Genomic DNA, 22,141 nt, shown 5'->3' with positions numbered 1-22,141 from the left:
GAAATAAGCATGAAATTTAGGCCCGTTTCCTCAAACGCCCCGCACCGGCTGAAAATTGCGGGATCACCGTTTACGCATAACCGCGACAACACATCCGCCATCATGCTGTGGGTGGTGATTGCCATGATCCCGGGGATTGCCGCGCAGCTCTGGTTTTTCGGCGCCGGTACCCTGTTTCAGATTCTGATTGCGGTTGTGACTGCGCTGGTCACTGAGAGTATTGCTGTCCGGCTGCGCAATCAGCCGGTGATGCCGTATCTGAAAGATAATTCCGCGCTGGTCACGGCGGTGCTGCTGGCTGTCAGTATTCCGCCGCTGGCACCGTGGTGGATGATTGTTATCGGTACATTCTTTGCCGTGATTATTGCCAAACATATATATGGCGGCCTCGGGCAAAACCCGTTTAACCCGGCAATGGTCGGTTATGTGGTGCTGCTGATCTCTTTCCCGGTACAGATGACCAGCTGGCTGCCACCGGAGAGTCTGCAAATCACCCCGGTTTCGCTCAGTGACAGTCTGCATGTGATTTTCACCGGGTTATCAGACGGCGGTCAGACACTGGAACAGTTACGTGCCGGGGCGGACGGCATGAGCCAGGCGACCCCGCTTGACAGTTTCAAAACCGGTCTGCTGACCCGCGACATGTCAGATATCCTCACGCAGCCTGTTTTACAGGGCTCTGTCGCCGGTATCGGCTGGCAGTGGGTGAATATCGGTTACCTGATCGGCGGATGCATTCTGCTCAACCGCAAAGTGATTGCCTGGCAGATCCCGGTTTCCATACTGGGAACACTTGCTGCGCTGTCCGCCATCGGCTATCTGATTGATCCATCACATTTCACCACCCCGGTTATTCAGCTGTTTTCCGGTGCCACCATGCTCGGGGCATTTTTTATCGCCACCGACCCGGTTACCGCCTCCACCACGCCGCGCGGCCGCCTGATATACGGGATGCTGATCGGTCTGCTACTGTGGATTATCCGTGTTTACGGTGGTTATCCGGATGCAGTGGCATTTGCCGTTCTGCTGGCCAATATCACCGTACCGCTGATCGATACCTATACACAACCGCGTGTTTACGGGCACAAACGGGGGAATAAATGATTGCCACATTACGCCGTTACGGGCTGATCCTCGCACTGTTTGCCGCCGGTACCACCGGACTGAGCGGATTTGTCTATACCCTGACAAAACCGGAAATTGATAAGCAGGCCGCTGCTCAGCAAAAAGCGCTGTTTGCCGAAATCCTGCCGGAATCGGTTTATAATAATGATGTGATTGCAGAGTGCTATCTGGTCACCGATCCGGCACTGGGTAATGAACTGCCTCACCGCCTGTATATTGCCCGCAAAGACGGCACACCGGTCGCCGCCGTGCTGGAGTCCACCGCGCCGGACGGCTATTCCGGCAATATTCAGCTGCTGGTTGCGGCTGATTTTAACCGCACCGTCCTCGGCTCCCGTGTCACCGAACACAAAGAAACACCGGGGCTGGGTGATAAAATTGATACCCGGATTTCAGACTGGATCACGTCACTGAGCGGCAAACGGATTGAATCCGCCAATGACCCGCACTGGGCAGTGAAAAAAGACGGCGGGGATTTTGATCAGTTTACCGGCGCCACCATCACGCCGCGCGCAGTCGTCAATGCTGTCCGTGCAACAGCGGATTATATGCAGACACTGCCGCCGCTGCTGAACAATTTACCTCAATGCGGAGCAGAATAATGAGTCAGATTAAAGAGTTATTCGCAGACGGATTATGGAAAAACAACTCCGCCCTCGTCCAGGTGCTGGGGCTGTGTCCGCTGCTGGCAGTTTCCTCCACTGTCACCAACGCGCTGGGTCTGGGGCTGGCCACCACACTGGTGCTGATTTGCACTAATGTGGCGGTTTCCGCGCTGCGCCGCTGGATCCCGTCAGAAATCCGCATTCCTATCTATGTGATGCTGATTGCCTCTGTGGTGACCGCAGTACAGCTGCTGATCAACGCCTATGCTTTCGGTTTATATCAGTCGCTCGGTATATTCATCCCGCTGATTGTGACCAACTGTATTGTTATTGGCCGTGCCGAAGCCTTTGCCGCCAAAAATGCGGTTTACCCTTCTGCGATCGATGGCCTGGCGATGGGGCTTGGTGCGACCGCCGCGCTGTTTGTGCTTGGTGCCATGCGCGAAATCCTCGGCAACGGCACCCTGTTTGACGGTGCGGATCTGCTGCTCGGCGACTGGGCAAAAATACTGCGCATCGATGTGCTGCACCTTGATACCCCGTTCCTGCTGGCGATGCTGCCGCCGGGTGCCTTTATCGGGCTGGGCTTAATGCTGGCGGGTAAGTATCTGATTGATGAGAAAATGAAAAAGCGCAAAAATGCGCCTGCCGCTCCGCAATATGAAACAGAAAAAGGATGCGGAAGCCATCTGGTCAAATAACTGTATCATTAAGCAGATTCCTTTCCCGGAATCTGCTTTTATCATGAATGAGCCAATGTCGTTATGAATAAAGAAAAACGTATTGAAATCCTGACCCGCCTGCGGGACAACAACCCGCAACCCACCACCGAACTGCTGTTTGATTCTCCGTTTGAATTACTGATCTCCGTCTTATTATCCGCCCAGGCAACGGATGTCAGTGTCAATAAAGCCACCCGCCCGCTGTATGCTGTTGCCAATACACCGCAGGCTATCCTGGATCTGGGTGTGGACGGCGTGAAATCCTATATTAAAACCATCGGGTTATTTAATACCAAAGCAGAGAATGTGATTAAAACCTGCCGGATGCTGGCAGAGCTGCACAACGGCGAGGTGCCGGAAGACAGAGCCGCACTTGAGGCGCTGCCCGGTGTGGGGCGGAAAACCGCCAATGTGGTACTCAATACTGCGTTCGGCTGGCCGACTATCGCTGTTGATACCCATATTTTCCGTGTCTGCAACCGCACAAAATTTGCCCCCGGTAAAAACGTGGATGAGGTGGAACAAAAATTATTGCGGGTTGTTCCGGCAGAATTTAAAGTCGACTGCCACCACTGGTTTATACTGCACGGGCGTTACACCTGTGTTGCCCGCAAGCCCCGCTGCGGTTCATGCATCATTGAGGATTTGTGTGAATTCAGCGAAAAAGTGTATCCGGAAGATTAATCTGCTGCGCTTTAAACAGAAATTGTCCTCTGTGCTTGCGGGCAGCGTAAATTCGCGTAAAAATAACCTTAAATTAGCTCACCCAACCAGTACGGAAACCTATGTTTCAAGATAACCCGCTGTTAGCTCAGCTAAAACAACAGCTCCACGATAAAACACTGCGTGTCGAAGGGATCGTAAAAAGTACCGATAAAGGCTACGGTTTCCTGGAAGTTGACGGACAAAAATCCTATTTTATTCCGCCGCCGCAGATGAAAAAAGTCATGCACGGTGACCGCATCACCGCGGCTATTCACACAGTGAATAATAAAGATGTGGCAGAGCCGGAAGCCCTGGTCACCCCGTTTCTGGACAGATTTGTCGGCCGTGTGCAGCGCAAAGCAAATGATGACCGTCTCTGGATCATTCCTGATCATCCGCTGTTAAAAGACGCCATTCCCTGCCGTCCGGCAAAAGGCGTTGATCATGAATTTCGTCAGGGTGACTGGGCGGTTGCGGAAATGCGCCGCCACCCGCTGAAGGGTGATCGCAGCTTCCACGCGGAAATCACCGGCTTTATTACCGATGCCGATGACCATTACGCGCCGTGGTGGGTGACGCTGACCCGCCATCAGCACGCACTGAAAGAACCGGAGCCGGTTGAGGTAACGATGGCGGATGATGATCTGCCGCGCACTGACCTGACACATCTGGATTTTGTCACTATCGACAGTGCATCCACCGAAGATATGGATGATGCACTCTACATCACTACCGGTGATAACAATCAGCTTCAGCTGACTATCGCGATTGCTGACCCGACCAGCTACATCCCGGCAGGCAGCGGGCTGGACGCTATTGCCCATAAACGGGCATTTACCAACTATCTGCCGGGCTTTAATATCCCGATGTTGCCGCGTAACCTGTCTGATGACCTGTGTTCGCTGCATCCGCATGTGCGCCGTCCGGCACTGGTGTGTCAGGTATCTGTTAATGAAGATGGCTCTCTGGCGGATGATGCCGTGTTCTTCGCTGCCTGGGTTGAATCCAAAGCCAAGCTGGCTTATGACAATGTTTCCGATCTGCTGGAAGGGGTGGCTGACCGCGTGACAACGGATGAAACGATCCGCCGTCAGATTTCCCTGTTGCAGGATATGTATCAGCGCCGCCATCACTGGCGTGAAACTCATGCGCTGGTCTTTAAAGATCGTCCTGATTACCGATTTATCCTTGATGAAAACGGCGTGGTGACAGATATCGTGGCGGAACAGCGCCGCAGTGCCAACCGTATCGTGGAAGAAGCGATGATCACCGCCAATATCTGTGCCGCGCAGGTGCTGGATAAAAAACTCGGCTTTGGTGTTTATAACGTGCACACCGGGCTGGATCCGCTGACCATCAGTCAGGCCGTTGCCCTGCTCGCCGAAAACGGTATTAATTTCAGTGCGGAAGAATTACTGACCCTCGACGGTTTCTGTCGTCTGCGTCGTGAACTGGATAACCAGCCGACGCAATTCCTCGACAGCCGTATCCGCCGCTTCCAGACCTTTGCCGAAGTCCGTATGGAAAAAGGCCCGCACTTTGGTCTGGGACTGGATGGTTATGCGACCTGGACATCCCCTATCCGTAAATACAGTGATATTGTTAACCACCGTCTGCTGAAAGCCATTATCGCCGGTCAATCTGCGGAAAAACCGGCTGAAGCTCTGGCCGAGCACCTGGCTGAGCGCCGCCGTGCTAACCGCATGGCAGAGCGTGATGTCGGTGACTGGTTATATGCCCGTTATCTGCAACCGTATGCCGGTACAGATACCGCGTTCCCGGCGGAGATCATTGATATCACCCGTGGCGGTGTCCGTGTCCGCCTGACAGATAACGGTGCGGTCGCCTTTATCCCGGGTACCTTTATTCATCCGGTCAAAGATGAACTCCAGTGCAGCCAGGAGACCGGCTCAGTGCTGATTAAAGGTGAAGTCCGTTACCGCCTCAATGACATCATTCCGGTGAAAATTGAGGAAGTGAAGATGGAAACCCGCAGTATTCTGGCGCGCCCGCTCTGATCCGGCGCCGGAATCCCTGACGGATAAAAACCGCCGTTTTGTATTAACGGCGGTTTTTTTATACGCTTCACTCATAACCCGCCGTTGTTTTTATCATTAATCTGCTTCAATCACGCATTCAGCAGAATTTAAATTTTATTTAAATCATATGGATAGAAATTAATAACGTGATTGTTATAGTGACAGTACAGAATAACAGGCGGAAAAATAAGATGAAGAAAACAGTAACGGCATTGCTCATCGCCGGTGGCTTGCTGGCGCTCAGTGGCTGTAAAAATCTGTCAGAACAGGAAAAGGATACCGCGATTGGTGCTGAGTTAGGCGCAATCAGCGGTGCGATCCTGACGGACGGTTCCGGTTTGGGGACGGTCGGTGGTGCCGCTGTCGGCGGGATTATCGGCAACGAGGCAGGAAAGTAACACAGGCGTCCGCAACGGACGCCTTATCATACTGTCAGCCGCCCGCCAGTTTGACGTTAAAACCTTTCTCTTCGAGCAGTTGCTTCAGCAGATCGCGCTTATCGCCCTGAATTTCAATAACACCGTCTTTCAGCGCACCACCGCAACCGCAGCGTTTTTTCAGATCTGCCGCCAGTTTGCTCAGCGCCGCATCATCCAAATCAATACCGGTGATCAGACACACGCCCTTACCTTTACGGCCGCTGGTCTGGCGCTGAATGCGGACAATGCCGTCACCTTTCGGGCGCGCCGCTTTGACTTCCGGCTCATCAATACGGCCGGCGTCTGTGGAATAAACCAGTCGTGAATTATTGTCCATCTTATAACACTCCCACCGAGGCATTAATGGCCTGCAAAGCCGCCTGCGGATCATCACTGCGGGTAATCGGCCGCCCGATAACCATATAATCCACCCCGGCGCTGACCGCCTGCGGTGGTGTCATGATACGGCGCTGATCACCGGCATCACTGCCTTCAGGGCGGATCCCCGGTGTAACCAGTTTAAATTCCCGGCCCAGCGTCTCTTTCATCAGTTTTGCTTCATGTGCGGAACAAACCACACCATCCAGCCCGCAACTCTGCGTTAATTTAGCCAGACGCAGCGCGTGCTCTGCCGGTGTGGCATCAATACCGGTTCCGGCCAGGTCGGACTGCTCCATGCTGGTCAGCACGGTTACCGCAATCAGCAGTGGTGCATCGTTGCCGTACGGCAGCAGGATCTCTTTTGCTGCCGTCATCATCCGCTCGCCGCCTGCCGCATGGACATTAACCATCCACACACCCAGCTCAGCCGCTGCCCGTACCGCATGCGCCGCGGTATTCGGAATATCATGAAATTTCAGGTCAAGAAAGACCTCAAACCCGCGCTGCTGCAATGCACGGACACATTCCGGCCCGCAGAACGTAAACAGCTCTTTACCGACTTTCAGACGGCACTGTGCCGGATCAATACGGTCGGCGAAAGCCAGCGCATCGTCCGGGTTGTCGTAATCGAGCGCAACAATAACAGGCGATGCGATATCTGCACGGCCTGTATGCGAAGGAAGAGATGTCATGAATGAATTACCTGTGGTTGGTGAGTTTATCCGGGTAAATAAATACGGGTAAATGTGACATTGTCACTGTCCGTCCAGCCCTCTGATAGGCTTGATAGTATCCCATGACCGGCAGGACGGGCAGTGCCAGTACAGGGCGTGTGATGTAAATCCGCATTTGCCGCAGCGGTAATCCGGTTTGGTCCGGATTTGTTCACCGACCATGTTACGCAGCAGGCCGAGGCTCTCTTTGGCACGGCCTTCCTCCGCCTCTGACAGATAATATTCCATCAGGCGGCAGAACAGACGCATGGTCGGATGGCGCTGCAACTGCCGGTTGACATAAGTGATCGCCATCTCCGGCCCTTCCTGCTGTTCAATAATATCCGCAAGATAGAGTTCGGCAATCGCACCAATATTTTCATCCGAACAAAGCAACAGGTATTCTGCCCATTCCGCCGGCTGATCAAGGTGGGTGTAACAGGTTTCCAGCATCGGCAGTGTTTCACTGACCATTTCTTTATCCTGTTCAAACACCCGCTTGAGCACAGTGACAGCCTTGCTGTATTCCGCCCGTTCAATATGAATGCGCCCCTGCATAATCGACACACGGGCACAGTTTTTATCCGCCCCGGCAGCTTTGGCGAGATACGCAAATGCCCCGTCCGTGTTATCACTGCCCAGCGCCTGCAATGCCAGTTCACAATAGAAATTAGCGATATTTTCCCGCTGCCCGGTGTCGCCGTGCTTCAGCAGCTTTTCGCCGATATCAATCGCTTTGCCCCAGTCACTGGTGGACTGATAAATCGATAACAGCGACTGAAGCGCACTTTGTCTGAAATCCGCCTCATCAATCAGCTGTAAAAACAGCGCTTCCGCCCGGTCATAAACCCCGGCGGCCACATAATCGCGGCCCAGCTGTTGTGTGGCGAGGAGACGTTGTTCATAGGAGAGAGAGGCACTTTCCATCAGCGACTGATGGATGCGGATGGCACGTTCCACTTCGCCGCGCGAACGGAACAGGTTGCCGAGTGTCAGGTGAGCTTCAAATGCAGAGCTGTCTTCTTTCAGCATGTCGAGGAACAAATCAACCGCTTTATCCTGCTGATCGGAAAGCAAAAAGTTTACGCCTGCCACATAATCACGTGACAGGCGGTCAGCATGTTGTTGTTGATTCTGCTGCGCGCTGCGCCGCCCCATATACCAGCCGTATGCGGCAGCAATGGGCAACAGAAGAAACAACAGCTCAAGCATAATGCTTATTCCTTAGTGGTGTCCCGCAGCACAACCGAACCGGAAGACTGCACCGTCTGGTCAGCTTCCAGACGTTTGATCCGGTGCCGTGCATGTGCCAGCGACAACCTCAGACGTAAATAAAACAGACCGCAGACAATCCAGCCCAGCACAAAACCGATACCGAACAGTACGGCCAGCAAGGTGGATACAGAATACTGTCCCTGCGCAATCAGATAATTAAATGTGACTACCTGATCGTTATTTGCGCCCAGTGTCACCGAAATGATGAAAACCACCAGTACAAGGATAAAAATCAGAAAATATTTCACCGGCGTTCCTATTATCAGGCTTGCATTTCACGCCTGCTCCTTGCAGACGCACTAATCCCTTAAGTTACCATTTCCCCCGGGGAGAATGAAAGTAATTTGTTGTGTTCCCGAGTTTTTTCCGCTTTTCTGCCGGTGTCCGCACAGAATACCGGTAACAGGTTTTATACACCCTATAATAACATGATTTCAGGCCTGTGGTGGCAGCTGCACGCCATTTTCACGTTGTTTACTGAGCCAGATGAAAAACAGCCCCGCCAGGATTACATTAATCATCACCGACATAATGATATCAGACGGCCAGTGCATCCCCAGCGCCAGACGGCTGTATTCCGCCAGAATCCCCCACAGAAGAATCACACCGGCCAGCCCGCGGCGGCCCTGTGCCGTGAAAAACACAAAGAGTATCAGCGCCCACGCACCTGCAAACAGTGCATGACCGGACGGAAATGCATAGCCGGTTTCGCTCTTCCAGTGCTTCAGGAGCCAGCCGGGCACCTGATAATGATTTTTCACGGTATTATTCAGCAGTTGTACCCGCGCCTTCCGGGAAAGGTCATAAAATTCGTTTTCTGGCACACTATTTTGCTGAGCCAGCCAGACCACATACGGACGCGGCTCTTTAATGGTGTTTTTCATCGCCACTTTGATGCCCTGTCCCGCAGCCACCACCACCAGGATCAGTACCGCCGCGCGCAGTGCCTGTTTTCTGCTGCCGCGAAACAAACGGACAAACAGGATACAAAAAATGAGTGATACGATAATCGCCAGCGGATACGCCGCCGTGTCAGTCAGATACCGCAGGCCGCGCAACAGGTCATCATCACCTGATGGCTGCCAGCGCCAGCCGGTGAGCAGTGTTACCAGCGGTACCAGCATCAGCAATATGACACCGGCAATAAAGGGTTTTGTCAGGTTTTTCATCCGGGTTGAATCATTCCATTAAAAATAAATATTATTTTTGTCAAACTGATGTACTACTATGGTCATGTTCAGTTATTTGACCCGGAAAGGGAATGTCAGTTTCATTTCCCGGGCAACGCAGATAATAACATCGCCAATACGATTATGTGCGTTTAAATAAAAATACTTATATCAATGAGTTAATAAATCATGAATAAAGAGTTGCAGTTAAAACGTGTCGCACAGGCAAAATTACCTACCCCGTTCGGGGAATTTTTGATGGTCGGATTTGAAGAAATTGCCACCGGTCACGATCACGTGGCTCTGGTGTTCGGTGATATCAGCGGTGATGAGCCGGTGTTATCCCGTGTCCATTCTGAATGTTTAACCGGTGACGCCCTGTTCAGCCTGCGCTGTGACTGTGGTTTCCAGCTGGAAGCTGCCCTGAAACAGATCTCGGAAGAAGGCCGTGGTGTATTACTGTACCACCGCCAGGAAGGCCGTAATATTGGCCTGCTGAATAAAATCCGTGCCTATGCATTGCAGGATACGGGGCTGGATACCGTTGAAGCTAACCAGAAGCTGGGTTTCGCCCCGGATGAACGCGATTTCACCCTGTGCGCCGATATGTACAAACTGCTGGATGTACACGCTATCCGCCTGCTGACCAATAACCCGGAAAAAGTCGAGATTCTGACTCAGGCCGGGATCAACATTACTGAGCGCGTGCCGCTGATTGTCGGCCGTAATCCGGCTAATGCCCATTATCTGGATACCAAAGCGGAGAAAATGGGACACATGCTGTGCCAGTCTCCGGGCTGTAATCACTGATCCGCCTGCAAAAACAGAAAAGCGCGGCAAAAGCCGCGCTTTGTTTTCACCCGTCTGAATACGTTACGCCAGCATCTGCCGGATCACATAACAGAGGATACCGCCGTGACGGTAATATTCCAGCTCCGTCTGTGTGTCGATACGGCACAGCGCGTTCAGTTCAGTCACCCGTCCGTCTGCATACGTGATTTTTACCGGCACAATCTGTTTCGGTGTGATACTGTCCAGTCCGCTGACATCAATCAGCTCATCCCCGGTCAGACCCAGTGTACGGCGATCCGTTCCCGCCGGAAACTCCAGCGGCAAAATACCCATACCGATCAGATTGGAGCGGTGAATACGTTCGTAGGATTCCGTCAGCACCACTCTCACCCCCAGCAGATTGGTGCCTTTGGCTGCCCAGTCACGGCTGGAGCCGGAACCGTACTCTTTCCCGGCAATCACCACCAGTGGTATCCCGGATTCCTGATAACGCATTGCGGCATCAAAAATAGCCAGTGTTTCCCCGGACGGAATATGGCGGGTAAATCCGCCTTCCGTGCCCGACACCATTTCATTGCGGATACGGATATTGGCAAACGTCCCGCGCACCATCACTTCATGGTTGCCGCGCCGTGAACCGTAAGAGTTAAAGTCTGCCGGTTTTACGCCGTGCGCCTGTAAATAACGCCCCGCCGGGCTGTCTGCTTTGATGTTCCCCGCCGGGGAGATATGGTCAGTAGTGACAGAGTCACCGAGGATCGCCAGAATCCGCGCCTGTTTTACATCGTTTACCGGTGCCGGGGAAACCGGCATGCCCTCAAAATACGGCGGATGGCGGATATAGGTGGAATCCGGCTGCCACTGGTAGGTCGGGGTATTTTCCACCGGCAGTGACTGCCACTGCTCATCCCCGTCAAACACTGCCGAATACTCTTTGCGGAACATCTCCGTTTTCACTTTTTCCACCGCAGCGGCAATTGCGGCATTATCCGGCCAGATATCTTTTAATAGTACCGGCTTGCCCTGTTTATCATAACCCAGCGGATCGGTTTCCAGGTTGCAGTGCAGACTGCCGGCCAGTGCATAAGCGACCACCAGCGGCGGAGAGGCCAGCCAGTTGGTTTTCACCAGCGGATGGATACGCCCTTCAAAGTTACGGTTACCGGACAGCACGGCACCGACCGTCAGATCATTCTCTTTAATGGCCGTTTCGATTTCCGCATCCAGCGGCCCTGAGTTACCGATACAGGTGGTACAACCATAACCGACAAGATTAAATCCCAGCTGATCCAGATACGGCGTGAATCCGGCGGCATGCAGGTAATCTGTCACCACTTTTGAACCCGGTGCAAGAGAGGTTTTCACCCACGGCTTGCGGGTCAATCCTTTTTCAGCAGCATTTTTTGCCAGCAGACCGGCGGTCATCAGCACACCGGGGTTGGAGGTATTGGTACAGGATGTAATGGCGGCAATCACCACAGCACCGTCCTCAAGGGTGAAATCGTCACCATGCTGAGAGACCGGCACTTTCGCCGCCGGGGATTTTTTATTCAGTTCCAGATCAACCGCCGCCTGAAACGCGCCCGGCACCTGCGCCAGCACCACTCTGTCCTGAGGACGTTTCGGCCCGGCCAGACTGGTCTGCACATCCGCCAGATCCAGTGCCAGCCCGGAAGTAAAGCGCGGCTCATCCCCCTCGTAACGCCACAATCCCTGCTCCCTGCAGTACGCTTCCACCAGTGCGATTTCGTCATCACTGCGCCCGGTCAGACGCATATAACTGAGTGTGACCTCATCCGCCGGGAAGAAACCACAGGTTGCACCGTACTCCGGTGCCATATTGGCAATCGTGGCACGGTCAGCCAGCGGCAACTGCGCCAGGCCGTCCCCCCAGAACTCGACAAATTTGCCCACCACGCCGTGTTTGCGCAGCATTTGTGTCACGGTCAGCACCAGATCCGTGGCGGTGATCCCCTCACGTAAACGGCCGGTGAGTTTAAACCCGACCACATCCGGGATCAGCATAGACACAGGCTGTCCGAGCATCGCAGCTTCCGCTTCAATACCACCCACACCCCAGCCCAGCACACCGAGGCCGTTGATCATGGTGGTATGGGAATCGGTTCCGACCAGGGTATCCGGGTAGGCATAGGTTTTACCGTCACGGGTTTCATACCAGACAGATTTCCCGAGGTACTCAAGGTTGACCTGGTGGCAAATCCCCGTTCCCGGCGGCACCACCCGGAAGCGGTCAAAGGCCTGTTGCCCCCAGCGCAGGAAGCGGTAACGTTCGTTATTACGTGACATCTCAATCGCCACGTTATCGGCAAAAGCCTGCTCACTGGCATATTCATCCACCATCACCGAATGGTCGATAACCAGATCGACCGACGACAACGGATTGACCTTATTCTCTTCGCCGCCCAGCACGCGGATAGCCTGGCGCATCGCCGCCAGATCCACCACCGCCGGGACACCGGTAAAATCCTGCATCAGTACACGGGCGGGCCGGAAAGCAATTTCATGGTCAGCGGTGCCGGTTTTCTGCCAGTCAATCAGTGCCTGTAAATCGCGCACCTGTACACTGTCGCCGTCGAGATTCCGCAACAGGTTTTCAGCCAGCACTTTCAGGGATTTGGGAAGTTTATCAAGATTGCCGAGCAGTTCCGCCAGGCGGGAGAGATGATAGATATGGTAGTGTTTTCCGCCCGCTGTCAGCAGGGTCTCACATTGTTGCTTTAAGGTTAACGACATAACGCCTCCACACAGTGTGTACGGGTTAAACAGGTATCTTCCTTATTATTTTCACTATAAAGATACCATATTCCCGTAATCTTTGCGGGGGCAGACACACAATTTGTTAATTCAATGTAACCAAAACTAACCATTTTTCCGGATACTATATCCGGAATATACCCGCTTCCCGGCAATGTAATATCCGCTTTCTTTTGTCGCCGGCAGCTAAAATTTTGTGACACTTATTTTCTTGTGCCATTGTTGCTTTACTCTACAATCTGCCTTTATTTTAAGGATATCGCTCATGAAAAAAATAGGGTTATTAATTTCACTTCTTATATTATCTGCCCCGGCGCTTGCTGAATGTGATTTCAAAAAAGCGGCCCGTAACAAAATGCTTGATCAAAAAATCGGAATTTCGGGTAACTGTGACACGAAAAAAGCCGTTAAAACTCAGACAACACATCAAATCGATGATGCGCTCAATATCGATTCAAAAAAAATCAAAAATGACAGTCTGGAAAAAAAAGAGAATATTGAGAAAAAAGCCAGTACAACCAAAAAGGTGATCAGTATTGTAAAATGACGCTTCAGCAAAACAATGTAACCGGTCTATCATCTGACCGGCACAGGCTCCGGTAATATAAAGAAGCCACCTGACCGGTGGCCTGACTATCTTCATTTACCTGTTTTCAGCGCCTGCCGGGGCGGATCCCCCCGTTCAGACAATCGGCAGAGGAATGTCTTTAAACATGGCTTCGATATCGTCATTATTGCGCAGCGCAATGGCTTTATCCACCACATCCCGCGTCAGATGCGGCGCGAAACGCCACATAAAATCATACATATACGTTCTCAGGAAGCTACCGCGCCGGAACCCGATCTTTGTGGTGCTGTAGCTGAATTTGTCCCGCATATCGATACTGACAAGATCTTTATCCGTTTCCGGGTCAACCGCCATACTGGCAATAATCCCGATCCCGAGTCCGAGGCGGACATAGGTCTTAATCACATCCGCATCGGTTGCGGTAAAGACCACTTTCGGCTTCAGGCCCTGTTTTTCAAAGGTACTGTCCAGCTCGGAGCGGCCGGTGAAACCGTGGGTATAGGTGACAATCTCATATTCTGCAATATCGGCAATAGTCAGGTCACGCCGCTGCGCCAGCGGATGATCACGGCGGACCACAACAGCCCGGTTCCACTGATAGCACGGCAGCATAATCAAATCGTTATACAGATGCAGGGCTTCTGTCGCGATAGCGAAATCGCTGTTGCCTTTGCAGACATCCTCGGCTATCTGTGTCGGCGTGCCCTGGTGCATATGCAGGGAAACGTGCGGATAACGTTCAATAAAGCCTTTAATCACCGGCGGCAGTGCATAACGCGCCTGGGTATGAGTCGTGGCGATGCTCAGGGTTCCCTGCTCCGGATAAGTGTGCTCACTGGCAACAGCCTTGATGGCATCTATTTTCGCCAGCACTTCACGGGAGATACGGATAACGGATTCCCCGGCCGGTGTCACGTGGGTCAGATGTTTACCGCTGCGGGCAAAAATCTGCATTCCCAGCTCATCTTCCAGCATCCGGATCTGCTTACTGATACCGGGTTGTGATGTGTACAGCCCCTCGGCAGTTGAGGAGACATTCAGATTATGATTGACCACTTCCACAATATAGCGCAGCTGCTGTAATTTCATCCGCTTATTCCTTTCCATGCAGGTTTGACATTGCTTACTCCTTTTTCATCTTTATTATTACAAAAAAGAATAAGTGAGCAAATTGTTATAACGTTATTCTATTCAGTGACGATATAACAAAAAATGCACGGGCACCAGTCAAAAAATAACAGCTCAATGCCCTGATACCGCCCATTTCTCAGCAAAGCGCGGAAAATCGCAGCTGTACCTTCTTAGGCTATTTTCATCAATACTTATAACTAAAAGGTATTACTGCCGTTTGGATGTAAAAAAAACCGGTCAGTTTAAGATCCTGACCGGTTTTTACTGTTACCTGACCGCCGATATTATAACGACAAATTATTTGGATTTTTCAACCCATTTACCGTCGATATAGAATGCAGACCAACCGGTTGCTTTGCCGTCTTTATCAGATGCCACATACTGCTGTTTGGTTTTGCGGCTCCAGCGGACCGTGGTCGGGTTACCATCCGGATCTGCCACCGGCGCTTCCGCCAGATAACGCATTTTCTCAGACAGGCGATCTTTAAAGCGAACCAGTTCTGCCACCTGCGGTGCGCGGGTTTCCCGTGATTTCGGGAAGTTATGTGCCGCCAGGAAAATACCTGCGGCACCATCACGCAGTACAAAGTACGCATCTGACTTCTCACACGGCAGTTCCGGTAACGGTACCGGATCTTCTTTCGGCGGAGCCACTTCGCCGTTACGCAGAATTTTGCGGGTGTTTTTACACTCGTCGTTGGTACAGCCCATATATTTACCGAAACGTCCCATTTTCAGGTGCATCTCAGAGCCGCATTTTTCACACTCAACGACCGGGCCGTCATACCCTTTAATGCGGAATTCGCCCTCTTCAACTTCGTACCCTTCACATTCCGGGTTGTTACCGCAGACATGCAGTTTACGGCCGGTGTCAATCAGGTAGCTGTCCATCGCCGTGCCGCATTTCGGGCAGCGGCGGCGGGCACGCAGTGCGTTGGTTTCCGCATCATCCCCTTCAAGGATATTGAGGATTTCGTGTTCCGGGATCAGGTTGATAGTCTGCTTGCAGCGTTCTTTCGGCGGCAGCGCATAACCGGAACAGCCCAGGAATACCCCGGTGGAGGCGGTACGGATCCCCATAGGACGGGAACAGGTCGGACAGATGATCGACGTGATAACCATCGGGTTCGTCCGCATACCGCCTTCTTCCGGATCTTTGCCCGCGTTATCCAGCTGCTTGCTGAAATCAGCAAAGAATTCATCCAGCACTGATTTCCATTTCGCTTCATTGTTGGCGATATGGTCGAGCTGATTTTCCATCCGCGCGGTAAAGTCGTAGTTCATCAGTTCCGCAAAGGTTTCTTCGAGACGATCGGTGACAATTTCACCCATTTTCTCGGCATAGAAACGGCGGTTTTCCACTTTCACATAACCGCGATCCTGAATAGTGGAAATAATTGACGCATAGGTGGACGGACGACCAATACCGCGTTTTTCCAGCTCTTTGACCAGCGATGCTTCACTGAAACGTGCAGGCGGCTTGGTAAAGTGCTGCACAGGTTCAATCGCTTCGCGCGTCATAACCGTACCCGGCGCAATCGCAGGCAGCGTATTATCATCATCATTCTTACGCAGAGCAGGCATCACTTTGGTCCAGCCATCGAAACGCAGTGTGCGTCCTTTGGCTTTCAGTATAAAGTCACCCGCTTCTGCGATCAGTGTGGTGGAATCGTATTTTGCCGGTGTCATCTGACACGCGACAAACTGACGCCAGATTAGCTGATACAGGCGGCGTGCATCCGGCTCCATATCCTTGAGCATCTCTTCCGTGACAGCAATATCAGACGGACGGATAGCTTCGTGCGCTTCCTGGGAATTCTCTTTGTTGCTGTACAGATTCGCTGAGGCAGGCAAATATTTATTACCGAAATTCTCAGTAATATAGTCACGCGCCATCGTAATGGCATCCTGGCTAAGGTTGGTGGAATCGGTACGCATATAGGTGATGTGACCGGCCTCATAGAGACGCTGTGCCATCATCATGGTTTTCTTCACACCAAAGCTCAGGCGTGTACTGGCGGCCTGCTGGAGCGTGGAGGTAATAAACGGCGCACCCGGCTTGCTGGAGGTCGGGCGGTCTTCGCGGTCAATAATTTTAAACGTGGCGTCCTGTAACTTGCTGACAGCAGCATGCGCCTGTTTTTCATTAACTGCTTTAAACGTTTTTCCGTTTTCCTGTACGACTTCCATGCGCAGCTGATCTTTTTTATCAGACAACAGTGCATGGATCTGCCAGTACTCTTCCGGCACAAACGCTTTAATTTCACGTTCACGTTCAACAATCAGACGCACTGCGACAGACTGCACACGACCGGCGGACAACCCGCGGGCAATTTTCTTCCACAGCAGCGGAGAAACCATGTAACCCACCACGCGATCCATAAAACGGCGCGCCTGCTGGGCATTCACCCGGTCAATATTCAGTTCGCCCGGCTGTTCAAACGCCTGGCTTATTGCATTTTTGGTGATTTCGTTAAACACAACCCGGCTGAAACGGCTGTCATCACCGCCGATCACTTCCCGCAGGTGCCATGCAATGGCTTCCCCTTCGCGGTCAAGGTCCGTTGCGAGATAGATGTGTGATGCATCGGCAGCCAGGTGCTGTAATTCAGACACAACCTTTTCTTTGCCCGGCAGAATCTGATAATCCGCTTCCCAGCCGTGGTACGGGTCAACACCCATCCGGCTGACCAGCGCTGTGCGTTCGTCTTTTTTAACTTTTTTCGTTTTATCGCCTGCAGCAGCGGGTTTACGGCTCGCTGAACCACTCGTCGGCAGATCCCGGATATGACCGACGCTGGATTTCACCACGTAGTCTTTGCCGAGATACTTGTTAATCGTTTTGGCTTTTGCCGGGGACTCCACGATGACAAGAGCTTTACCCATAATTATCATTACCTAAATTTTCGGGGCGATTATAAAAACGCCAATTTTTGCGTTAAATACACTGCCTTTTATATTGAGGCACTTTCGTAATAGATCAACTCTTTTTATACTAATGCTTTGTTTCAACTCAAAACATCTGTCAGGAAATGATGTATTTTTAATATCGCCGTCACCGGAGTGTATTACGCAAATAGTCTTCCCGCCACGTTGCGGGGCTCTTGAAAAGTTCACACTCTACCTGATAAATAGTGATGCGCAACAAATTATTTTTCAAAGGAGTTCACAGAATGCAAAAAGAAACCATCGCCATCAGCAAACAAGAGCTATTAGAAAAAGCCAATAAAATCATACAGGAACATGAAGATTTTCTGGAAGGTATGCAGGCTGATGATGTTGAACAGAAATCCGGCGTATTGGTTTTTAAAGGTGAATACTTTTTAGACGACCAGGGCCTGCCGACACTCAAAAGTGCAGCCGTCTTTAATATGTTTAAACATCTTGCTCACGTTCTGTCAGAACAATATCATCTGGTGGATTAACCGGCGGATGCCGGAATAGTCACCGGCAGGATAATAATAATCCGCAAAGAATAACGGCAGCCTGCGCTGCCGTTATTTATATTGAGACGGTTATTTCCCGACCGGGCCATTCCCGCGCTGCCACCAGCGGAGAATAAGGCGGTCAGCACTCATCATCACACTCTGTGTGATTTTATCGATAAGACGCTTACGGCGGAAATAACGCACCTGAATAACTTCGTGGTCAGGAATTGCCGCGACAATTAAATCGTCACTCACTGCCAGCTCATCAACCAGCCCCAGCGCTTTTGCCTGAGTACCGTACCAGTGTTCACCGGTTGCCACTTTATCAATGTCCAGAGACGGACGATTCTGAGAAACAAAGCTTTTGAACAGAACGTGCGTTTCATCCAGCTCCTGCTGGAATTTCTCCCGGCCTTCATCCGTATTTTGTCCGATGAATGTCAGCGTACGTTTATATTGACCGGCTGTATGCATTTCCACATCAATATCATTTTTCTTCAGCAGACGATGGATATTAGGCACCTGTGCCACCACACCAATCGAGCCGACAATCGCAAACGGCGCGGCCACAATTTTATCCGCCACACACGCCATCATATAACCACCGCTGGCCGCGACTTTATCCACCGCAATGGTGATACGGATATTTTTCTCACGCAACCGGGTCAGCTGAGCAGCAGCCAGACCGTAGGCATGCACCAGTCCGCCCGGGCTTTCCAGACGCACCAGTACTTCATCCAGACCTGGTTCAGCCACAGACAGAATAATGGTGATTTCTTCACGCAGCGATTCCACTTCGTGTGCATCCAGGCTGCCTTTAAAATCGATCACATAAATGCAGGATTTGCGCAGACGGGTCTGCCCGTTTTTGGCGTTGCTTTTGTCTTTTTTATCTTCGTTTTTTTGTTGTTTTTTAAATGCTTTATTCCAGACTTTCTGCTCTGCTTCGCTCATGCGGGCATGTTGCATTTCACGCTGTCTGTCACGGTAGTTTTCACCCAGATCCGTCAGACGTAATTTACCCAGAGACTGCCCTTTACGGATGCTGAGCATGACAAAGAACACGACAATGGCAATGATTGCCAGAACAATAGTTACGGTTTCTGCAAGAAATAAACCGTATTGTGAGAGAAACTCCACCGGCACACCTTAATGCTGTTAAATTGAATGTCGCTATTTTAACTAAAAAATCTGATAAATGCTCAACTAGTTTTGTAACCCTTGATGGCAATCACGCCCTGAGGACGGTATGATAAAAACGGGTTCACCGCCTTCCCGGTATGTGATACCCGTCCATTCGCTTTTCCGGAGTTATCTGCCATGCATAATAATGATGTATCCCGCTTCTCGCCGTCCTCCCCTGATGCACTGAAAAATAAAATCATACTGATAACCGGTGCCGGTGACGGAATCGGCCGTGAAGCTGCCCTGACCTATGCCCGCTACGGTGCGGAACTGATCCTGACCGGCAGGACAGAATCCAAATTACAGGCCGTCCGTGACGGGATAACACAACGTTACGGGTCAGTACCGCACATTTATCAGCAGGATTTGCTGACACTGACAGAAACACAAAGCCGTCAGTTCGCCGCCGCACTGGCACAGGACTTTCCGCGCCTCGACGGCGTGCTGCACAATGCCGGTATTCTGGGTGTCGTCGCCCCGGTCACAGAGCAGCCGGTGCAGTTATGGCAGGATGTGATGCAGGTGAATGTTAACGGCACCTTTATTCTGACACAGGCACTGTTACCGCTGCTGCTGAAATCCCCGCAAAGCTCGCTGGTATTCACATCATCAAGTGTCGGCCGCGAAGGCCGTGCCGGATGGGGCGCATATGCCGTCTCCAAATTTGCCACTGAAGGTATGATGCAGGTTCTGGCTGAGGAATATAAAGGGACCGGTCTGCGCGTTAACTGCATTAATCCGGGCGGTACCCGCACGGCCATGCGCGCCGGCGCATTTCCGGATGAGGCATCAGAAAAGCTGAAAACCCCGGCGGATATTATGCCGACTTATTTATATGTGATGTGTGATGACAGTGCAGGTAAAAACGGGATCAGCTATGATGCGCAGCCCGGCCGCAAAGCCGGACCGGCGGAATAATAAAAGACAGTAACATCAGTGTGCCGGGAGCGCGTCATCCGTTTGCAGCAGTAAAATCCCGGCACCGAAAATCTCACCGGTTTCCTGCACAAATTCACTGAATTTCCGGCTCTCTTCTTTATCTGTCCCGTTCTCTTTATCGCTCTGCAGCAGTATCTGACGATAACGATTTGCCATCCGCATCAGTACCGTATGATAACGGCTGTATATTTCATATTTTTTGGTCACATCGCTCTGATGCCGGAACTCCGTCACAATATCTGTGATTTCCTCAGCATCCTCACGCAATTCCGGATCCTGAAACCGGATATCATGCAGGCGGAGAGTATTACCGGTATCCGCATCCTGTTCCGGGGTGATCACGGTATTATCCGGTAATAAACTGACACCACGCGGATTGTATTCCAGGAACCGGCGAAATTCATTTTCATTCATACAGATTGTCATCATTCCTTTTTCCCCGGCAACAAATCTGTCCAGCACGGCTTTTATATCCGGTACATCGGAAGCAAACCGGCATTTAAACAGATTATTATCGATAACGTCAGCATTACTGGTTCGTAAAGGCCCCTGATAATAATGACCGTCAAATTTAAATGTTTTCACCAGGGAATTAAACTGCGGTGAATATAGGGTATCGCCGTCATGAATGGTATAGGAATAATAACGGGCGCGGGACGGATTGAGGATCCCGCCGCTGTTTCCGGGATAGGCCATAAAAGAAATCTGCTGTCCCTGCGGCGTTTCCAGCTTATTCAGGCCGGACGGCAGATAAACGCTGCCCTCCGCACCATGTGCAAGGTGATAGCTTTTTCCGTTTACCGTAAAAAACAGATCATCCCCGGTAATATTACTGTAGTAATACCGGCTCAGTTCAGGTGTGCCGGACTGTGTTTTGTCACCACATCCCGGGAGCAGAAAGATGAGCGTTAACAGACCGCATCTGGCTATCTCAATAATCATCTCCTCGCAGATATATCACTGTTTTCCGGCCATTCACCGGCAGGAAATACGGTTTTGATTATTTTAACCCACACTGCGGGTATTTGCATGGCCCCTGTACAAAAAAACGCCCTGTACGCAGGTACAGGACGTTTATAAGAACAAGACAGACTGAAATAACAAAAATAACCGGTTTTACGTAACCGGATTATTATTTACCGGTACGGCGTTTCTGGGTATTTCCGGTCCCCTGACGGGTTGATGACGGACGCCCGGAATTACGTTTTGATGCGGTAGTGCCGACTTGTGAATGACGTTTTACCGCACGGCGGATCTGATTGGCTTTGATCCGGCGTTTATCACTTTCCACAGAAACCTTGGTGGTGGTTTCCGCAGGCAGCCCCACCAGTGCGCGCAGATAGTTGGTTTTTTCCAGGTTCAGTTCCACCCATCCGCCGCGCGGCAGCGCTTTCGGCAAATCGATATCGCCGTAACGGACACGGATCAGGCGGCTGACCTGCACACCGACCGCTTCCCACATCCGGCGGACTTCGCGGTTGCGGCCTTCGGTCAGAGAAACATTAAACCACTGGTTGATACCTTCCCCGCCTTTGAATTTCAGTGAACGGAATGACGCTGGGCCATCTTCCAGCTGAACACCTTTGAGCAGCTGATTACGTTTGGCATCATCCACTTCACCGAAGACGCGGACCGCATATTCACGCTCCACTTCACGGCTCGGGTGCATCAGGCGGTTTGCCAGTTCCCCGTCAGTGGTAAACAACAGTAATCCGCTGGTATTCACATCCAGGCGGCCGACCGCAATCCAGCGGGCGCCCTGAATACGCGGCAGACGATCAAAAACCGTCGGGCGGCCGTCCGGGTCGTGGCGGGTACATAATTCCCCTTCCGGCTTGTAATACGCCAGTACACGGCACGGGTTTTTCTGTGCATCTTTGATGCCTAAAATCCGGCCGTCGAGGCGGATTTTGGCATTGGTATTGACATCGATACGGTCACCCAGTGTGGCGGTTTTACCGTCAACGGAGATACGGCCCGCTTCGATGTAACTTTCAATTTCGCGGCGTGAGCCATGCCCTGCATGCGCCAACACCTTTTGTAACTTTTCTGTTTTCTGGCTCATTGAGCACCCTCTGCTGTCGCCTTCACAGGCGTCATAAAAATCAACCGCAGCATTATACACAGGTTAATGCACGGCGCTAACGCATTTTACACATGTGACGCACAC

The 22,141-nt window shown here is 51.7% G+C and carries 21 protein-coding genes; 10 read left to right on the top strand and 11 right to left on the bottom strand.

What is annotated here, in order from left to right; translation table 11 throughout:
* Positions 1–9 precede the first annotated feature (9 nt).
* The 6 genes from rsxD to U868_RS0109820 all read left to right on the top strand — a co-directional run bounded on the left by rsxD (position 10) and on the right by U868_RS0109820 (position 5,594).
* On the top strand, positions 10–1,104 hold the full coding sequence (gene rsxD / locus U868_RS0109845; protein WP_025153141.1) for an electron transport complex subunit RsxD: 1,095 nt from the start codon (positions 10–12) through the stop codon (positions 1,102–1,104).
* Positions 1,101–1,727, top strand: a complete 627-nt coding sequence (gene rsxG, locus U868_RS0109840) for an electron transport complex subunit RsxG (protein WP_025153140.1) — start codon at positions 1,101–1,103, stop codon at positions 1,725–1,727. The genes rsxD and rsxG overlap by 4 nt, the downstream gene beginning before the upstream one ends.
* Positions 1,727–2,431, top strand: coding sequence for an electron transport complex subunit E (locus tag U868_RS0109835; protein ID WP_025153139.1), 705 nt, complete (start codon positions 1,727–1,729; stop codon positions 2,429–2,431). Before rsxG ends, U868_RS0109835 begins: the two co-directional genes overlap by 1 nt.
* A 63-nt stretch (positions 2,432–2,494) precedes the next feature.
* A complete protein-coding gene (gene nth / locus U868_RS0109830) occupies positions 2,495–3,136 on the top strand; it encodes an endonuclease III (RefSeq protein ID WP_025153138.1) in 642 nt (213 codons plus the stop codon).
* Positions 3,137–3,237: 101 nt separating this feature from the next.
* The gene (locus tag U868_RS0109825; RefSeq protein WP_025153137.1) at positions 3,238–5,175 is read left to right on the top strand and encodes an exoribonuclease II; all 1,938 of its coding nucleotides are present in this window, start codon (positions 3,238–3,240) and stop codon (positions 5,173–5,175) included.
* 212 nt (positions 5,176–5,387) lie between these two features.
* Positions 5,388–5,594: a glycine zipper 2TM domain-containing protein gene (locus U868_RS0109820; RefSeq protein ID WP_025153136.1), complete on the top strand. Its 207-nt coding sequence runs from the start codon at positions 5,388–5,390 to the stop codon at positions 5,592–5,594.
* A gap of 34 nt (positions 5,595–5,628) precedes the next feature.
* On the opposite strand, the gene yciH is transcribed toward U868_RS0109820, so the two are convergent.
* The 5 genes from yciH to U868_RS0109795 form a co-directional block, all read right to left on the bottom strand.
* Positions 5,629–5,952 carry a stress response translation initiation inhibitor YciH gene (gene yciH, locus U868_RS0109815; protein ID WP_025153135.1) on the bottom strand — a complete coding sequence of 108 codons (324 nt, stop codon included), beginning with the start codon at positions 5,950–5,952 and terminating at the stop codon, positions 5,629–5,631.
* Position 5,953: 1 nt separating this feature from the next.
* Complete coding sequence (gene pyrF / locus U868_RS0109810; protein WP_025153134.1) at positions 5,954–6,688, bottom strand: orotidine-5'-phosphate decarboxylase; 735 nt, start codon at positions 6,686–6,688, stop codon at positions 5,954–5,956.
* A gap of 63 nt (positions 6,689–6,751) precedes the next feature.
* Entirely contained in the window at positions 6,752–7,921 is a 1,170-nt protein-coding gene (gene lapB, locus U868_RS0109805) for a lipopolysaccharide assembly protein LapB (RefSeq protein ID WP_025153133.1), read from the bottom strand.
* 5 nt (positions 7,922–7,926) lie between these two features.
* Entirely contained in the window at positions 7,927–8,232 is a 306-nt protein-coding gene (locus tag U868_RS0109800) for a LapA family protein (protein WP_025153132.1), read from the bottom strand.
* A gap of 186 nt (positions 8,233–8,418) precedes the next feature.
* Positions 8,419–9,153 carry a phosphatase PAP2 family protein gene (locus tag U868_RS0109795; protein WP_025153131.1) on the bottom strand — a complete coding sequence of 245 codons (735 nt, stop codon included), beginning with the start codon at positions 9,151–9,153 and terminating at the stop codon, positions 8,419–8,421.
* Between the two features lie 201 nt (positions 9,154–9,354).
* On the opposite strand from U868_RS0109795, the gene ribA reads away from it, so the two are divergent.
* Entirely contained in the window at positions 9,355–9,963 is a 609-nt protein-coding gene (ribA, locus tag U868_RS0109790) for a GTP cyclohydrolase II (RefSeq protein ID WP_024473150.1), read from the top strand.
* Positions 9,964–10,026: 63 nt separating this feature from the next.
* Here the strand turns inward: ribA and acnA are convergent, their stop codons facing one another.
* Positions 10,027–12,699, bottom strand: a complete 2,673-nt coding sequence (gene acnA, locus U868_RS0109785) for an aconitate hydratase AcnA (protein WP_025153130.1) — start codon at positions 12,697–12,699, stop codon at positions 10,027–10,029.
* Positions 12,700–12,985: 286 nt separating this feature from the next.
* On the opposite strand from acnA, the gene U868_RS0109780 reads away from it, so the two are divergent.
* Entirely contained in the window at positions 12,986–13,267 is a 282-nt protein-coding gene (locus U868_RS0109780) for a hypothetical protein (protein WP_025153129.1), read from the top strand.
* A 135-nt stretch (positions 13,268–13,402) separates the two neighbouring features.
* On the opposite strand, the gene cysB is transcribed toward U868_RS0109780, so the two are convergent.
* Both cysB and topA read right to left on the bottom strand, forming a co-directional pair.
* Positions 13,403–14,377: an HTH-type transcriptional regulator CysB gene (gene cysB / locus U868_RS0109775; RefSeq protein WP_025153128.1), complete on the bottom strand. Its 975-nt coding sequence runs from the start codon at positions 14,375–14,377 to the stop codon at positions 13,403–13,405.
* 339 nt (positions 14,378–14,716) lie between these two features.
* Positions 14,717–17,305 carry a type I DNA topoisomerase gene (gene topA / locus U868_RS0109770; protein WP_025153127.1) on the bottom strand — a complete coding sequence of 863 codons (2,589 nt, stop codon included), beginning with the start codon at positions 17,303–17,305 and terminating at the stop codon, positions 14,717–14,719.
* A gap of 287 nt (positions 17,306–17,592) precedes the next feature.
* On the opposite strand from topA, the gene U868_RS0109765 reads away from it, so the two are divergent.
* A complete protein-coding gene (locus tag U868_RS0109765) occupies positions 17,593–17,844 on the top strand; it encodes a YciN family protein (RefSeq protein WP_025153126.1) in 252 nt (83 codons plus the stop codon).
* 90 nt (positions 17,845–17,934) lie between these two features.
* On the opposite strand, the gene sohB is transcribed toward U868_RS0109765, so the two are convergent.
* The gene (gene sohB / locus U868_RS0109755) at positions 17,935–18,987 is read right to left on the bottom strand and encodes a protease SohB (protein WP_025153125.1); all 1,053 of its coding nucleotides are present in this window, start codon (positions 18,985–18,987) and stop codon (positions 17,935–17,937) included.
* A gap of 180 nt (positions 18,988–19,167) precedes the next feature.
* Between sohB and U868_RS0109750 the strand changes: the two genes are divergently transcribed.
* Positions 19,168–19,950 carry a YciK family oxidoreductase gene (locus tag U868_RS0109750; RefSeq protein WP_025153124.1) on the top strand — a complete coding sequence of 261 codons (783 nt, stop codon included), beginning with the start codon at positions 19,168–19,170 and terminating at the stop codon, positions 19,948–19,950.
* Between the two features lie 15 nt (positions 19,951–19,965).
* Here the strand turns inward: U868_RS0109750 and U868_RS0109745 are convergent, their stop codons facing one another.
* Together U868_RS0109745 and rluB are read right to left on the bottom strand one after the other, a co-directional pair.
* The gene (locus tag U868_RS0109745; protein WP_025153123.1) at positions 19,966–20,913 is read right to left on the bottom strand and encodes a hypothetical protein; all 948 of its coding nucleotides are present in this window, start codon (positions 20,911–20,913) and stop codon (positions 19,966–19,968) included.
* Positions 20,914–21,103: 190 nt separating this feature from the next.
* Positions 21,104–22,036, bottom strand: a complete 933-nt coding sequence (gene rluB / locus U868_RS0109740) for a 23S rRNA pseudouridine(2605) synthase RluB (RefSeq protein ID WP_025153122.1) — start codon at positions 22,034–22,036, stop codon at positions 21,104–21,106.
* Between the last annotated feature and the right edge of the window lie 105 nt (positions 22,037–22,141).

It is taken from the genome of Morganella morganii H1r (assembly GCF_000633515.1).
GTDB lineage: Bacteria > Pseudomonadota > Gammaproteobacteria > Enterobacterales > Enterobacteriaceae > Morganella > Morganella morganii_B.
This window is presented reverse-complemented; position numbering and strand designations above follow the sequence as displayed.

Bases quoted from the DNA above. Each gene is read 5' to 3' on its own strand.
- rsxD (WP_025153141.1), top strand. From the start codon at position 10: ATGAAATTTAGGCCCGTTTCCTCAAACGCCCCGCACCGGCTGAAAATT.
- rsxG (WP_025153140.1), top strand. From the start codon at position 1,101: ATGATTGCCACATTACGCCGTTACGGGCTGATCCTCGCACTGTTTGCC.
- U868_RS0109835 (WP_025153139.1), top strand. From the start codon at position 1,727: ATGAGTCAGATTAAAGAGTTATTCGCAGACGGATTATGGAAAAACAAC.
- nth (WP_025153138.1), top strand. From the start codon at position 2,495: ATGAATAAAGAAAAACGTATTGAAATCCTGACCCGCCTGCGGGACAAC.
- U868_RS0109825 (WP_025153137.1), top strand. From the start codon at position 3,238: ATGTTTCAAGATAACCCGCTGTTAGCTCAGCTAAAACAACAGCTCCAC.
- U868_RS0109820 (WP_025153136.1), top strand. From the start codon at position 5,388: ATGAAGAAAACAGTAACGGCATTGCTCATCGCCGGTGGCTTGCTGGCG.
- yciH (WP_025153135.1), bottom strand. From the start codon at position 5,952: ATGGACAATAATTCACGACTGGTTTATTCCACAGACGCCGGCCGTATT.
- pyrF (WP_025153134.1), bottom strand. From the start codon at position 6,688: ATGACATCTCTTCCTTCGCATACAGGCCGTGCAGATATCGCATCGCCT.
- lapB (WP_025153133.1), bottom strand. From the start codon at position 7,921: ATGCTTGAGCTGTTGTTTCTTCTGTTGCCCATTGCTGCCGCATACGGC.
- U868_RS0109795 (WP_025153131.1), bottom strand. From the start codon at position 9,153: ATGAAAAACCTGACAAAACCCTTTATTGCCGGTGTCATATTGCTGATG.
- acnA (WP_025153130.1), bottom strand. From the start codon at position 12,699: ATGTCGTTAACCTTAAAGCAACAATGTGAGACCCTGCTGACAGCGGGC.
- U868_RS0109780 (WP_025153129.1), top strand. From the start codon at position 12,986: ATGAAAAAAATAGGGTTATTAATTTCACTTCTTATATTATCTGCCCCG.
- cysB (WP_025153128.1), bottom strand. From the start codon at position 14,377: ATGAAATTACAGCAGCTGCGCTATATTGTGGAAGTGGTCAATCATAAT.
- topA (WP_025153127.1), bottom strand. From the start codon at position 17,305: ATGGGTAAAGCTCTTGTCATCGTGGAGTCCCCGGCAAAAGCCAAAACG.
- U868_RS0109765 (WP_025153126.1), top strand. From the start codon at position 17,593: ATGCAAAAAGAAACCATCGCCATCAGCAAACAAGAGCTATTAGAAAAA.
- U868_RS0109750 (WP_025153124.1), top strand. From the start codon at position 19,168: ATGCATAATAATGATGTATCCCGCTTCTCGCCGTCCTCCCCTGATGCA.
- U868_RS0109745 (WP_025153123.1), bottom strand. From the start codon at position 20,913: ATGATTATTGAGATAGCCAGATGCGGTCTGTTAACGCTCATCTTTCTG.
- rluB (WP_025153122.1), bottom strand. From the start codon at position 22,036: ATGAGCCAGAAAACAGAAAAGTTACAAAAGGTGTTGGCGCATGCAGGG.